Below are 14,433 nucleotides of genomic sequence, written 5' to 3' on the forward strand. Positions count from 1 at the left end.
TCGTACGTTAAGGCAGTTGGCCTACTTGCGCAGTTCGCCCACTACGTAGTCGATGCTGGCCAGCAGGGCAGAAACGTCGGACGGCTCGATGGCCACGAACGTGGCGATGCGCAGCTGGTTGCGGCCCAGCTTCCGGTACGGCTCCGTGTCCACGATGCCGTTGGCGCGCAGGACCTTGGCCACCGCGGCCGCGTCCACTGAATCGTCGAAGTCAATCGTGGCGATTACGTTGGAGCGCTCGTCCGGGTTGGCGACGAACGGCGTGGCGAATTCGGAGGACTCCGCCCAGCTGTAGATGCGTCCGGCGGAATCAGCAGTCCGCGCCGAAGCGAAGTCAAGCCCCCCGTTCCCGTTCAGCCACTGCACCTGGGCGTCCAGGGTCACCAGGGTAGACAGCGACGGCGTGTTGTAGGTCTGGTTCAGGCGGGAGTTGTCAATGGCCGTCTGGAGGTCCAGGAAGTCCGGGATCCAGCGGCCGCTGGACTTGATCCGGGCCGCACGCTCCAGTGCGGCCGGCGAGAACAGGCCAAGCCATAGCCCGCCGTCGGAGGCAAAGTTTTTCTGCGGGGCGAAGTAGTAGACGTCGCTCTCCGCTACGTCGACGTCCAGGCCGCCGGCTGCCGACGTCGCGTCGACAAGGACCAGTGCGCCCTCATCCGCGCCTGCCACCCGCTTCACGGGAGCGGAAACGCCAGTGGATGTCTCGTTCTGCGGCCAGGCGTAGGCATCAACGCCCGCCTCAGCCTGCGCGGCAGGGCGGGTTCCAGGCTCGGATTTGATGATGGAGGAGGCATCCAGGAAAGGCGCCCTGTTGGTGGCTGCCGCGAACTTCGAGCCGAATTCACCGAATGAGAGGTGCTGGGCCTTCTTCTCCACCAGGCCGAAGCTGGCGACGTCCCAGAACGCCGTGGAACCACCCACGCCCAGCACCACTTCATAGCCTTCCGGGGCGCGGAAGAACTGGCTCAGGCCTTCGCGTACGGATCCCACCAGGTTCTTGACCGGGGCCTGCCGGTGGGACGTTCCCAGGATGGTCTTTGATGCGGCGGACAAAGCATCGATCTGCTCCTGCCGGACTTTGGAAGGACCGGCGCCGAACCGCCCGTCCTTAGGGAGGAGGTCGGCGGGAATAGTGATGCTGTTTTCGCTCACAGGTGCTCCAATTTCGGCGTGGACGGGGTGTTGGTCCGGACGGATGTAGGTGGCAGGCAGTCGCGGCGGCTGTCACTCGGGCCCTCCTTCATTCTGCCTGAACAGCTGTTTCAGCGGGAACCTGGACCGTCATAGTCCAGACACTGAGACAGCGCCCTGCCCACGACGTCAACTATTAGGACAAATTCAAAATAGGCTAAGCTTTCCAACGGACCACGCTGCACGAGAAGGCGGTACGGTGGGACAACGCAAGGTACTGCGCTCGAGGAGCTGAGCTGGATGACGGATCTGATCGACACTACGGAGATGTACCTTCGGACCATCTTGGAGCTTGAGGAAGAAAACATCGTTGCCCTCCGCGCCCGGATCGCGGAGCGGCTGCGACACTCAGGGCCCACCGTTTCGCAGACCATCGGCAGGATGGAACGGGACGGCCTGGTGGTTGTCTCCGGAGACCGGCACCTTGAACTTACGGAGGTGGGCCGGAAGCGCGCCACCGAAGTCATGCGGAAGCACAGGTTGGCGGAGCGGCTCCTGGCTGATGTCATCGGGCTGGACTGGGCCTACGTCCATGACGAAGCCTGCCGCTGGGAGCACGTCATGAGCGAACGGGTGGAACGGCGCATTTACGAAATGCTGAACCATCCCACCGAGTCCCCGTACGGCAACCCCATCCCGGGATTGGCGGCCCTCGGGGGCCAGGCGCAGTCCGCGGCGGATCCGGCAGTCAGCCTGCTTGAGGCCATGAAGACTTACGGCCCGGCATCCGAGGTGACAGTCAGCCGCCTCGCAGAGCCGATCCAGGTGGAACCCGAGCTGCTGGTCCAGCTTGATGAAGGCGGAATCCGGCCCGGTGCGTCGGTATCGCTGGAGCGGGTCGGGGAGTACATCTCGGTCCGCGTCCCGGGCATCGAAGGGGCCTTGGAACTGCCGCCGGAAGTCGCGGCGCACGTCTTCGTGGCCGTACGCTAGGGACTGCTGTGGGCCTCCCGGCTACCCGAATGGGGGCCGGTTACGCAAAGATAACGGAATTGTTACTTTGGGACTTTTGGCCCTATAGTTAAACCCAAGCGTTGATACTAAAGCGTTACCTGATTCGGAGCCGAGCTCTGCCAGCGGATCAGGTGCACGAGTCATTACTGGCAGAGGCGGGGGAACCACAAACGGCAGCCGGGGGACTGCCTTGGGGTGAAGTCCGTCAGCAGCAAGCCTCTTCCAGTGAAGGATCCTCCGGGGATACCTCTGTGCCGAAGCTTGCTTACGGCGGACCGGGTCTTTGAACTCTCTGACCCGAATCCGACAGCTAACTTCGCAGGCTTTCCAGAGAGGAACCCTTCTTGTCCATGCAGACCCCCAGGGGACGCCGCCGCGCGGCGGTACCCTCTTCGACGCCGCGGGTTGTTGAAGTCATCACCACGGAACGCCCCCGCGATCCGCACCGTGATGCACGCCGCCGTCGTGGTCCCTTCCGCCAGGTCACCGAATTTGCCGCAGCGAGCGGGATCGGCCAGAAGGCCGGAATCGCCCTCGCGGCGACAGGCCTGGTGCTGACCGTGACGGTGCCGGCCACCAGCCCCGTGATGGCCACCGACGCTCCCGGTGCTATACCGGTCGCAGCGTCAGCCGCAACCCCGCAGCCCCAGATCTCAGCCGAGGCCGGTGCCCAGATCGACTTCAGCCGTTCTGCCGTCGTCACCCAGGCGGATCCGGACGGCAAGCTCAAGCAGCTTCTGAGTGCCCAGTCCGCCGGCTCTGTGTCACGTGCTGCCTCGGCAGGAAGCCTCGGCGCCCCGCTGGCCACGCTGACCACAGCATCGCCGTTCGGCTACCGTGTCAGTCCGATCACCGGGGGCTCAGGCGACTTCCACCGCGGCCAGGACTACGTGGCCCAGTGCGGCACGTCCGTCCTCGCTGCGGCTACCGGCACGGTGACCTTCGTGGGCTGGCACCAGTTCGGCGGCGGAAACCGTGTTGTGGTGGACCACGGCAACGGTTTGGAAACCACCTACAACCACCTCTCCTCCTTCAATGTGAGGGAGGGGCAGACGGTCTCACGCGGGGAGGTTGTGGCCCTCAGCGGGACCACGGGCGCCTCCACGGGCTGCCACCTCCACTTTGAGGTGCAGGTCAACGGCGAAGTGGTCGATCCGACTGGCTGGCTGTAGCCAAATGACGGTGAACTATCGGATGATCGCGACTTGCCGTGACCTGAATGTGACATTCACCCAAAACTGCTGTACCGTCTAACTCGCGTCAACTTTTCCGAAGTTGACGCTCTTGTGCGGATTGCCTAACTCTGCCACCGCTCAAGGTCCGTTCGCATTTCATCGTCTGGCAGGGGCGGGGGAACCAATTTTGGTCTTGGCTTTGGCTAAGACCTTGGGGTTAAGTCGCAAAACTTCCTTGGAAGCAGCGCGGCCGGGTGACTCCCATCCGAATCCGACAGCTCACCTCGTAGGCATTGGGAGAGGCTACCTTCGTGTCTTCACGCAACAATTCTGCGCGCCACCGTGCGCAAACGGTTCGTACCAACCCCTTGGACACTGTGTCCAAGGCTGTTAGTGCCAATGCCGGGACAGTAGGTCGCCAGGCTGCCGTCATCGCCGCAGCTTCCGGTCTTATCCTCAGCATGGGCCTGCCCGCCAACGCAGCGGACACCACCGCTGGTGTTTCCGCTTCGACCGAGTCCGGTTCTGCGCAGGCTGCCTTGGCAGTCACCGCAGCACCCACGGCCACCGTGTCGTTCGAGCGGCCCGTGGTCAAGACCACCGCCGCCCCGAAGCGGGAGCCGGTGCGGGCACAGTCCACCGCCACCGAAACGGGCGCAGCGTCCACTACTGAATCTGCTGCGGACAAGCTGGCCAAGACTGTCTCTTCCGCCGCCACCTCCGGCATTGCTGCCATCGCCTACACGGGCATTGGCAGCCCCTACGTCTGGGGCGGCACCAGCCCCGTCACCGGGTGGGACTGCTCAGGCTTCACCCAGTGGGTTTATGCCCAGGCCGGCATCAGCATCCCCCGCGTCAACGCCTGGACTGCCATGACCCCCACCTCCACCCCGCAGCCCGGAGACCTGGTCATGCAGAACGGCGGAGCGCACGTCGGCATCTACGTCGGGAACGGCATGATGGTCAGCGCGCTCAACCCCTCCCAGGGCACGCTGCTCCACGCCGTGGCCGCCACCGGCACGTCTTCGTTCTTCACCGTCAGCAAATAGTTCTTGGACCCTCGGGTCCAGGAACTATTTCTTTGCTCCACCACGCTTTCCGCTAACACCACATCCCCGTTCGGGGCGTGCCGGCATACCCCCAAGATGCCGGCGCGTCCGCATCCCTTGGTGCCCACAACGGCCTGAGGAAAACGAAAGAGAGAACTGATGACTACTCGTGCCACCGCACGGCATCGCGCCGAAGTCACCAAAACCAACTCAATCGCCATCATCGCCAAGGCTGTCGGCGAGAACGCCGGTGGCGTAGGCCGCCAGGCCGCGGTCATCGCCGCCGCTTCCGGCCTGGTACTGACCAGCGGCATCGCGGCAAACGCTGCCGACTCCAACGTCCAGCGCGACTCCGCTCCCGCATCCACCCTGGAAGTTGAATCGGCCGTCGAAGCCCCCATCTCCGCGGCTTCCACGATCAACATCACCTTCGAAAAGCCCGCCGTCACCACCACGCCGGCCCCGGTTATCGAAGAACCCGCACCTGTCGAGGTCCAGGAGGCCGAGCCGGCCCCCGTCGCCAAGCCTGCTGCTCCCAAGGTCACCGCCACGGTTTCCACGGCCCCTGCCGCCGCTCCCACTGCTTCCGCCAGCGGCAAGGGTGCAGCCATCCTGTCCGCTGCGTACGCCCAGTTGGGCGTTATGCAGGACTGCACGATGCTGGTCACGAACTCCCTGGCAGCAGTGGGGATCAACTTCCACGACTGGCCTGCAGGCTACCTCTCCCTGGGCCGCACCGTCAGTGCCGCTGAGGCGCAGCCGGGCGACCTGATCTACTACGCAGACGGTGGCGCCGGCATGGCACACATTGCTGTCTACGCAGGCAACGGCCAGGCCGTCCACGGTGGCTACAACGGAAACCAGACGGTGGTCTTCAGCGCCAACGTCGGCTCCGGCCCCGTCTTCATCCGGGTTAACTGAGACGCCACCACCGGCGGTCCAACCAGGACGCAAAGAACCCTTGCCCTCGCGGCAAGGGTTCTTTCCTTTTAATTGCGCGCTGCTCCGGCCGTTCAGCATGCGCCCCTTGACTGGACCGACACGACAGTTCTGGGACAGGGCGATTAGCTGAACACGCGCTTCTGTGTTTACTCTTGTGGTGTCGATCCATAGCCCGGACATGCCGAGGGCAGCCGGCCCTCGTGCCCCTGGACGGGTGCGGCCGTGAAGAGGTACGTGCATGCGCACTCTCGTTCTGAATGCTGGGTATGAGCCCCTGGCGGTGATCACTTTCCGCCGGGCGCTGGTGCTTGTGCTCACGGGCAAGGCCAGCGTGGTTGCCGAAGGCGATGATCCCGTGGTGGGACCGCAGGAAATCCTGGGACGTCCCTCCGTGATTCTCCTGAACCGCTACATCCGTCCGAGGTACAACCAGGCCACCGCTGTCAGCCGCCGCGGGGTGCTCAGACGCGACGGCCACAGATGCGCGTACTGCGGAAAAGCGGCCCACACCATCGACCATGTCCACCCCAAGTCCCGGGGCGGTGAGGACTCCTGGGAGAACCTGGTGGCGGCCTGCCTGCGCTGCAACAACGTCAAGGGCGACCATACGCCGGCTGAAATGGGCTGGAAACTACGTTTCGTCCCGGAGCCACCGCATGGAACCATCTGGCAGATCAAGGAACTTGAGAAACCCACCCCCGCCTGGGATCCGTTCCTGCTGCCGGAGCGCGCCGCCTGACCGGAAACCTTCGGCACGCCGCAACGCCACAGATGGCTAGGCTGGGGGAATGGAACAGAACCGGCTGGACTTCGATGCAGTGATCCTGGCCGGTGGCCGGTCCTCCCGCTTGGGTGGGGTCCCGAAACAGGACCTGGTTTTCCACCATGACACCCTCCTCGAGCGCGCACTGGCCGCTGCAGCAGGTGCTTCGCGCACGGTGGTGGTGGGCCCGGGAGCCGGACATTCACTTCCCGGAGTACTTTTCTGCCGGGAGCAGCCGCAGTTCGCAGGGCCGGCAGCCGCCATCTCCGCCGGACTCGACGCCTTGGCCCGGGACGGGCGCGGGGCGGAGTTCACCCTGGTGCTGGCGTGTGACATGCCGCTGGTCCGGGACGCAGTGCCGGTACTGGTGGCCGCGATGGTTTCAGCGGACGCAGACGGGGCCATGGCCCGCGCAGAAGACGGCCGGCTCCAGCCGCTGGCCGGTCTTTACCGCACAGCTGCGTTAAAAACATCGGCAGCACAGCTCTCGTCCCGTGGTGCCCTTATTAACGGCTCCGTGCGCTCCCTCCTTGCTAGTCTGGAGGTGCAGCCTGTCACCGTCCCTGCAGGTTCCACGGCAGACGTGGACACCTGGGATGATGCCGCCGCACTAGGGATTGCCGCCGGCAACCAGGACAAAGGCCAGGACCGGCGCAACCGCAGTTAAATAGGGAGGCATGTTCGTGAAAAGCCAGGATGAAACGCTGGAGGAGTGGTGCAGGTCCCTGCTCCAGGCCTATGAACTGGAGGACGTCCAGGTGGACGTCAACGCCATCCTCGCCCTGGCCGGTGTGGCCGCCCATTCGGTGGTCCGTCCGGCCGCGCCCCTGACGACGTTCATTGCGGGTTATGCCGCCGGGCTGGCGTCCGGGTCGGGCCGGGCACCCAATGCTGCATCCATGGAGTCCGCGCTGGCCGTGGCCCGTTCCCTGGCTGCCGACTACGATGCTGAAGCCGCCGGGGCTCCCGGCGAATGACGAAGGACTCCCAGGAAGTAGCGGATGCCCCCGAGGGCGGGGAACCGAGGCACCTCGACCATACGTGGGAAGACGCCCGGCAGGCAGCGTTCGACGCCGGCACTCCAATCCCCGCCGGCCCTGTTCCCTTGGAACTGGCCCTCGGACGCAGGCTGGACCAGGACATTGTGGCCTTGCAGGAGATGCCCCACTATGCGTCGTCGGCGATGGACGGCTGGGCCGTTAACGGCACAGGGCCGTGGATTCTGGTGGAAGCAGGTTCGCCGCTGGCCCCGCACCAGGCCAGTCCCATTGCTACGGGGGGACTCATACCGCCCGGGGCAAAGGCGGTGCTGCGCAGCGAAAGCGCCCGCCTGGACAAAGACGAAGACGGGCTGCCCGTCCTGGTGACCGGCGGCACTGCCCGTCCTGGCGAACCCCGCACAGGCCAGCATGTCCGGAAAGCAGGGGAGGAGGCCTCGGAAGGGGACATCCTCGTCAAGGCCGGGGCGGTGCTGAACCCTGCGCACCTCGCCCTCGCCGCCCTTGCCGGTTATGACGAACTGGTGGTCCAGGGAAAGCCCCTGGTCCGGCTGCTGCTGACCGGTTCTGAAGTGGTTGGGCGCGGCGTGCCGGTTCCAGGCCAGGTGCGTGACACTTTCGGCCCGCAGCTGCCCGCCGTGGTGGGCATGCTGGGCGGGCTGGCCGGCGGGCAGCAACGGATCGGCGATTCGTACGCTGAGTGGCTGGCGGCACTGGAGGACGTGATTCCCGGGGTGCCGGGCGCGCCGGACCTGCCGGCCGACGTCGTCATCACCACGGGCGGGACGGGAAAGTCCGGAACGGACCACCTTCGCAGGGCAGTGCGGGAGCTGGGCGGACGGCTGATTATTGACGGCGTGGCCATGCGTCCCGGACACCCGGCCGTCCTGGCCGAACTTCCGGACGGGCGGTTCGTACTGGGACTGCCGGGAAACCCCCTTGCAGCCATGATGGCCCTCTCCACAGTGGGGGCCCCGCTGCTGGCGGCGCTGGGACACCGCCCCCTGCCCGCAGTGCAGGAGGTGCCCTGCGGAACCACCCTCGATCCCGAACCCGGGCGCACGCGCCTGGTCCCGTTCCGCCTGCTTTACGGCATGGCCTCTCCGGCCCAGCACACCGGCCCGGGCATGATGCGCGGGCTGGCTTCAGCGGACGGCGTGATGGTTGTGCCTCCCCATGGGGTGCAGTTGGGAGAGCTGGTGCCCGCCTTTGCCCTTCCCTGGGGGCCGCCCATCCCCGCGCCACCCGACCCCGCTGCCAAGCCGAAGGCGCGCAGTGCCGGACGGACAGGCAGGCCGGCCGCCAAACCGGCGCCGGCCGGCCCCGTAGACTGGAGCGCACTCCTTGGCTGAGGCGTGCCCGCATGGTGCAGCCACGCTGGCATCACCCCAAAGCGGTTGCGATGATGGAGACATGGACAGGAACGGTGGAAGATGGGACGCGTGACCCAGCGCCGCAAGGTGCACAAGTATGTACTGGACGGCTCCCCGAAGGCCCTCGAGTTCCCGGTCCGGTACCGGGAGGACGTCCTGGCGGTGGAAGAGCCGCTGGAAATCCGGCTGGGCAGCCTGTCCTACTCGGTAACCATGCGCACGCCGGGGGATGACTTTGACCTGGTGGCCGGGTTCCTGGTCTCCGAGGGCGTCATCTGGGAGTCCGGCCAGCTCGTTTCGCTGCGCTTTTGCGCCGGGGAAGACGAAAACGGGGTGCAGACCTTCAACGTGGTGGAGGCCCAGCTGCGGCCAGGCGTTGAGCTTCCTTCAATCGGCCGGCACGTCTACACCTCCAGCTCATGCGGCATCTGCGGGACCGACTCCATAGAATCCGTCCGGAAATCCTCGCACTTCAGCCCCGCCGGGGATCCCCTGAGCGTCTCCGCGGAGGTGCTTGCCTCGCTTCCGGGCATCCTCCGGGAGTCCCAGCGCCTCTTTGACGACACCGGCGGCGTCCATGCTGCCGGGCTTTTCAAAATAGGGGACGACGGCGGCGCCCAGCTTCTGTGCCTTCGGGAGGATGTGGGGCGGCACAATGCCGTGGACAAGGTTGTGGGGTGGGCCCTGCGCGAAGGTCTGCTGCCGCTGAGCGGCACCGTGCTCCAGGTTTCCGGCCGGGCATCCTTCGAGCTGGTCCAAAAGGCCGCGCTCGCCGGAATCCCCGTCCTCGCCGCGGTCAGTGCACCGTCGAGCCTTGCCGTCGAACTGGCCGAGGCCAGCGGAGTGACCCTCGCCGGCTTCAGCAGGGGAACAAGCCTTAACATCTATGCCGGTGACGGAAGGATACGGCGGCCGGTGGCTGCCGCGCCGCCGTCGTAAGCTTAACTTGCGCGCAGGGCAACGTCCGGGATGCGTTTTCCGAAAGGGTTGGTAAACGGGCTACCAGCGGGTAGATTTATCCATCGAATGGACAGCATGCTCCAGTCCCAACCGCTAAAGAAGGCCCACATTGCATGACGACCGCCGGATAACGGAAGTCCGCCTCCAAAGGTTCGTGCGTGAGCGCATCAGCCCGGCGGTCTACAGCCGGAGCCTTCCCCTCGCGCTGAGCAGCTGGGATGCGCCCGACGAGCCAGTCCCCGCGCTGGAGGCAATGCGGCAGGACTTCCAGCCGCAGGAGCATGGGGTCCCTTGGGGCAAGCCGTGGGGGACGAAGTGGCTCCGGCTCCAGGGCGAGGTCCCCGAATCGTGGGGCACCGGGCCGGATACCACTGTTGAAGTGCTCGTGGACCTTGGATTCACTACCGAAATTCCCGGCTTCCAGTGCGAAGGCATGGCGTGGCGTCCCGACGGCACCATCATCAAGGCTGTCTCGCCCAGGAACCAGTACATACCGCTGAAGCTGCTGGGTGGCGGCATGGCGGTCGACTTCTACGTGGAGGCCGCCGCGAACCCGGACGTGGCGCAGGGCTGGACCTTTGCCGCCATGCCGTACGGCGACAAATCAACGGCCGGGACGGCGCCACAGTACCGGCTGGGGAACATCGCCATTGCGGAAATGAACCAGGCGGTCTGGGAACTCCAGCAGGATATCTGGACCCTCTCCGGCCTGATGGCGGAACTGCCCCTGGAACTGCCGCGGCGGCATGAAATCCTCCGCGCCCTTGAACGCATGATGGACATCATGGACCCGGACGATGTTGCGGGCACGGCGGCAGCAGGACGTGAAGCACTTGCTGAAGTACTGGCCCGGCCGGCCTATGCCTCAGCGCACCAACTGGTGGCCACCGGCCACGCCCACATCGACTCCGCCTGGCTTTGGCCGGTGCGGGAGACTGTCCGCAAGTGTGCACGGACCTTCTCCAACGTGGTGTCCCTGATGGATGAACATCCGGACTTTGTGTTCTCCTGTTCCTCGGCCCAGCAGCTGGCCTGGATCAAGGAGCTCTACCCTGAGTTGTTCAGCCGTATCCGCGAGAAGGTCCGCGCCGGCCAGTTCGTCCCCGTGGGCGGCATGTGGGTCGAGTCGGACACCAATATGCCCGGCGGTGAGGCCATGGCACGCCAGTTCGTGGAGGGCAAAGGCTTCTTCATGGCTGAATTCGGCATTGAGTGCCACGAAGCCTGGTTGCCTGATTCATTTGGCTACTCCGCTGCACTGCCGCAGATCGTCAAGTCTGCCGGCAGCCGCTGGTTCCTGACCCAAAAGATCTCCTGGAACCAAACCAACAAGTTTCCCCATCACACCTTCAACTGGGAGGGCATCGACGGCACCAGACTGTTCACCCACTTCCCGCCGGTAGACACCTACAACTCGGAGCTGACCGGCCGCGAACTGGCCCACGCTGAACGGAACTACCGCGACCATGGGCGTGGCACGGTATCCCTGGTGCCGTTCGGCTACGGCGACGGCGGCGGCGGACCAACCCGGGAAATGCTGGCGGCAGCGTCCCGCACCGCCAATCTGGAAGGCTCGCCCAAAGTCCGGATCGGCTCGGCCGAGAGCTTTTTCACGCAGGCGGAGGAAGACTACCCCGTCCTGCCGGTCTGGGTTGGCGAGATGTACCTCGAACTGCACCGCGGAACCTACACCAGCCAGGCCAGGACCAAGAAGGGCAACCGACGCAGCGAGCACCTGCTGCGGGAGGCAGAATTGTGGTGCACCACGGCCGCCGTACGTACCAGCGGCGCCTACGCCTACCCGGCCGCCGAGCTCAAACGGCTCTGGCAACTGGTGCTGCTGCAGCAGTTCCATGACATCCTGCCCGGCAGCTCCATTGCCTGGGTACACCAGGATGCCGAGCGCAACTACCAGGCAATCGGCGAAGCCCTTGAAGCCATCATCGGCCAAGCGGCCGCCGCCGTGCTGGGAAACGGCGAACGGATGTTCCTGCTGAACGCAGCGCCGCATGCCAGGGCCGGCGTGGCCGCCCTGGCTGCGGGCGAACCGGCGGTGCCGGCCGAAGAGGTGTACGCCAAGGCCCATGACGGCGGCTACATCCTGGACAATGGCGTCATCCGCGCGGTGCTGGACGGTAACGGGCTCCTCACGTCATTGGTGGATCATGCCACCGGGCGCGAAGCCATTGCCCCTGGCCAGCGCGGCAACCTCCTGGAACTGCACCGCGACACGCCCAACGAATGGGACGCCTGGGACATCGACGGGTTCTACCGGCGCAATGTCACGCCGCTGACCCAGGCGGCATCCCTGCGGTTGAGCCGGGAGGGGGCAGCGGCCGTTGTCTCGGTGGAGCGGCTTGCCGGCGCGTCCGCCGTTACTCAGCACATCAGCCTTGCGGCCGGCAGTCCCTCCCTGTCAATCACCACCTCCGTGGACTGGCAGGAACGCGAAAAGCTGCTGAAGCTCGGTTTCGCCCTGGATGTCCGGGCGGAGAGGTCGGCGGCGGAGACGCAGTTCGGCCACGTCTTCCGGCCCACCCACACCAATACGTCCTGGGAAACGGCAAAGTTCGAAATCTGCGCACACCGGTGGATCCACGTTGCCGAGCCAGGCTATGGCGTGGCCATCTCCAACTCATCCACCTATGGGCACGATGTCACGCGGAACATCAGGGATTCGGACGGCGGCACCACCACTACCGTGCGGCTTTCACTGCTGCGCGCCCCGAAGTTCCCGGATCCCGACGCCGACCGCGGGCTTCATGAACTCACCGTCACCATCCGTCCGGGTGCCGGCATTGCCGGTGCCGTGGAGGAAGGCTACCGAACCAACCTCATGCCCCGGCTGGTCCGCGGCGCTTCACCGGTGGAACCGCTCTTCTCCGTATCGAACCCTGCGCTGGTCATTGAAGCGGTCAAGCTGGCCGAGGACGGGTCCGGCGACGTGGTTGTCCGCCTGTACGAATCACTGGGCGAGCGCTCTGCGGGGAAGCTCACGGCGAACTTTCAGGTGCGCTCCGTGACTGCCGTCGACTTGCTGGAGCGCCCGGTCCCGGCCCCCGGAGTGGAACCGGGCCAGGGCGGAGTGGATCTGGCTTTGAGGCCGTTCCAGCTGGTGACCCTGAGGGTGTCCCGGGCGGCTGGCCCAGCTTCGAAGTAAGCCGTGGGAGTGGGGCTTAGCGCCCCGAAAAGTGCCTTAAATAGGCTGAGTGGGGGCGGTCCCCAACGTCCCGCCACCACTCATCCCCCCAATGCATGCAAAGGCCCCCGGAGCGCCAGCGTTCAAGAAATATCCCCGTTCGAAAACGCCCTGCGCTCCACCTTCACACATTCATGATTGTTTCATATTCTAATGTTTTTGTGAAAGCCCGCTCGGTTACTTTTCGGTATATGTCCTCTTGGTGGACAAAGGCCTGCCGCTGCGCACCCGGGCCGCCCAGATCAGCGCCAGCCCAACCACGTAACACAGCACCGCGGTGTAGTTGACCACGAACATGATGGCGCTCCACCCCGGAGGCACCAGGGGAAACAGCAGGCTAAGGCCGATCGCCGCGCCGCCCAGGGCAAGAAGGCCGGCTGCCGCCCGCACCAGCACCGGCAGCCGGCTCCGGACAGCCCGCGCCATGGCGGGCAGCAGGACCAGGCCCACATATGCGGGGTAGGCTCGGCCCGCGGCACCGTAGTACTGCGCCAAGAGGGCGTTGTTCTCGCTTCTGACTGACATTGCCGACAGCCCCGCCGATGAGCCCGTGGTGTCCATCATGAAGAACACCACTGTCATCACCAGCGAAACGACCCCCAGCACAATCATGCCGGCCTTCCCCGTGATGAGCCGGTAGGCGCCTTCGGCACCGAAGCCGAGCGTGACGCGGATCCCGATGAAATAGATGGCGGCAAAGATGATGAACCGCAGCAGCAGGTTGGCAAGGTTGATGCCGCCCAACGCGTGATCGATGGCTACGTACGGTGCTTCGATGCTCAGGAGGATGGCGGCGGTCATCAGGGCGAAGATATAGAAGAGCGACCTGTTCTCGCCGCGCAGTGCGCTGGGGATGCGGGCAGCGGCCACAAGGCCGCAGGTGGCAAGGGTGGACCACTGAAGAATTTCGATCATCCCAGGTTCTCCCAGATTTTTTCGGTTTGCGCCTGGTCCTGTTCTTGGCGCCGCAACACCTTGCCCAGTGCCTGCAGCCTGTCACCGGCCAGGGCCGTGAGGTCGCCGTCGGACAGGCTGTCCAATGCCCCCTGCCGGGCGCCGGCCGGCCAGCCGGCTTCTTCCTCCGTGATGAGGCCGGTAGCCACGAGCCCGCCTGTGGGTCCGACGCCGGCGGCGAGGGACGTGGCTATGGCCAGTTCAGGGGACAGCCGGTTCGCGGTCAGCTGGGCGGAGTAGTTTTGCGGCGCGACGCCGGTGGCCGCCGAAACGCGGTGCCGCACTTCGCCGTCGTCAATTGCATCAACCCAGTTCTTTACCGACGTGGAGTGCGGGACAGCGGAGAGCGGCAGTGTTTCCTTGGCGGGGACGGCTGCTTCCATCGCCGGCCGCGCCAGCAGTGCCCGCAGGAGGTCGGCCGTGGAGATCTGGCTCACCAGTTCAGCGGGGGTGGGGGGACGCAGGGGGCCTGCCAGGTCCCGGTAGGCTTCGAAGCTGGCGAGGGCTGCAACAGGATTAACGCCGTACGCGCGGCTGATGCTGACCACCGTGCCCACAGCGACTTTTCCGCGGACCAGCTGCTGGGCGAGCGTGGTCCGCTTGATCCCGGAGACCCTGCAGACATCTGCCGTGCTGGCGTCCGGCGCAATACCTTGCAGCCAGCGCTGGAACGCCTTGGCGGGGAGGGTCATGAAGTGCTCTCTGCAGAACGGGTGTTTCGTAGATTTTAGCCTGCCCTTGGTGGCCTGGTTTTACCAGGACTGCCGTTTCGACTATGCTTAATGGTCGAGCCCGTTGGTCCGTACACCCCCCAAGTCCGGACCAGCGGGTTCTTTCATGTCCTGCGGCCCGCGCGCCTTCCTCCCGGGCAATCG

Annotated in this window: 13 protein-coding genes and 2 riboswitches; of the genes, 10 read left to right on the forward strand and 3 right to left on the reverse strand. The window is 65.4% G+C overall.

Features of this window, described 5'->3' with window-relative positions:
* Nucleotides 1-21: 21 nt before the first annotated feature.
* Complete coding sequence (gene serC, locus C3B78_RS03815; RefSeq protein WP_104996885.1) at nt 22-1,152, reverse strand: phosphoserine transaminase; 1,131 nt, start codon at nt 1,150-1,152, stop codon at nt 22-24.
* Between the two features lie 279 nt (nt 1,153-1,431).
* On the opposite strand from serC, the gene C3B78_RS03820 reads away from it, so the two are divergent.
* The 10 genes from C3B78_RS03820 (at nt 1,432) to C3B78_RS03860 (ending at nt 12,565) form a co-directional block, all read left to right on the forward strand.
* Nucleotides 1,432-2,124 carry a metal-dependent transcriptional regulator gene (locus tag C3B78_RS03820; protein WP_104996886.1) on the forward strand — a complete coding sequence of 231 codons (693 nt, stop codon included), beginning with the start codon at nt 1,432-1,434 and terminating at the stop codon, nt 2,122-2,124.
* A 143-nt stretch (nt 2,125-2,267) separates the two neighbouring features.
* Nucleotides 2,268-2,485, forward strand: a riboswitch (cyclic di-AMP (ydaO/yuaA leader).
* Nucleotides 2,486-2,495: 10 nt separating this feature from the next.
* Complete coding sequence (locus tag C3B78_RS03825) at nt 2,496-3,317, forward strand: M23 family metallopeptidase (protein WP_104996887.1); 822 nt, start codon at nt 2,496-2,498, stop codon at nt 3,315-3,317.
* Nucleotides 3,318-3,445: 128 nt separating this feature from the next.
* A riboswitch (cyclic di-AMP (ydaO/yuaA leader) is annotated at nt 3,446-3,627 on the forward strand.
* A gap of 70 nt (nt 3,628-3,697) precedes the next feature.
* Nucleotides 3,698-4,369: a C40 family peptidase gene (locus tag C3B78_RS03830; RefSeq protein ID WP_104996888.1), complete on the forward strand. Its 672-nt coding sequence runs from the start codon at nt 3,698-3,700 to the stop codon at nt 4,367-4,369.
* Between the two features lie 159 nt (nt 4,370-4,528).
* Entirely contained in the window at nt 4,529-5,290 is a 762-nt protein-coding gene (locus C3B78_RS03835; protein WP_104996889.1) for an NlpC/P60 family protein, read from the forward strand.
* A 259-nt stretch (nt 5,291-5,549) separates the two neighbouring features.
* Complete coding sequence (locus C3B78_RS03840) at nt 5,550-6,050, forward strand: HNH endonuclease (RefSeq protein WP_104996890.1); 501 nt, start codon at nt 5,550-5,552, stop codon at nt 6,048-6,050.
* A gap of 49 nt (nt 6,051-6,099) precedes the next feature.
* On the forward strand, nt 6,100-6,741 hold the full coding sequence (gene mobA / locus C3B78_RS03845) for a molybdenum cofactor guanylyltransferase (protein WP_234005507.1): 642 nt from the start codon (nt 6,100-6,102) through the stop codon (nt 6,739-6,741).
* A gap of 10 nt (nt 6,742-6,751) precedes the next feature.
* A complete protein-coding gene (locus tag C3B78_RS19810) occupies nt 6,752-7,051 on the forward strand; it encodes a DUF6457 domain-containing protein (protein ID WP_234005508.1) in 300 nt (99 codons plus the stop codon).
* Complete coding sequence (locus tag C3B78_RS03850; protein WP_104996891.1) at nt 7,048-8,424, forward strand: molybdopterin molybdotransferase MoeA; 1,377 nt, start codon at nt 7,048-7,050, stop codon at nt 8,422-8,424. Before C3B78_RS19810 ends, C3B78_RS03850 begins: the two co-directional genes overlap by 4 nt.
* 81 nt (nt 8,425-8,505) lie before the next feature.
* The gene (fdhD, locus tag C3B78_RS03855; RefSeq protein WP_104996892.1) at nt 8,506-9,384 is read left to right on the forward strand and encodes a formate dehydrogenase accessory sulfurtransferase FdhD; all 879 of its coding nucleotides are present in this window, start codon (nt 8,506-8,508) and stop codon (nt 9,382-9,384) included.
* Between the two features lie 130 nt (nt 9,385-9,514).
* On the forward strand, nt 9,515-12,565 hold the full coding sequence (locus C3B78_RS03860; protein WP_104996893.1) for an alpha-mannosidase: 3,051 nt from the start codon (nt 9,515-9,517) through the stop codon (nt 12,563-12,565).
* 216 nt (nt 12,566-12,781) lie between these two features.
* Here the strand turns inward: C3B78_RS03860 and C3B78_RS03865 are convergent, their stop codons facing one another.
* On the reverse strand, nt 12,782-13,519 hold the full coding sequence (locus C3B78_RS03865) for a hypothetical protein (RefSeq protein WP_104996894.1): 738 nt from the start codon (nt 13,517-13,519) through the stop codon (nt 12,782-12,784).
* Complete coding sequence (locus C3B78_RS03870; protein ID WP_104996895.1) at nt 13,516-14,250, reverse strand: hypothetical protein; 735 nt, start codon at nt 14,248-14,250, stop codon at nt 13,516-13,518. Before C3B78_RS03870 ends, C3B78_RS03865 begins: the two co-directional genes overlap by 4 nt.
* Between the last annotated feature and the right edge of the window lie 183 nt (nt 14,251-14,433).

It is taken from the genome of Arthrobacter sp. PGP41 (genome assembly GCF_002953935.1).
In the GTDB taxonomy this organism is placed as follows: domain Bacteria; phylum Actinomycetota; class Actinomycetes; order Actinomycetales; family Micrococcaceae; genus Arthrobacter.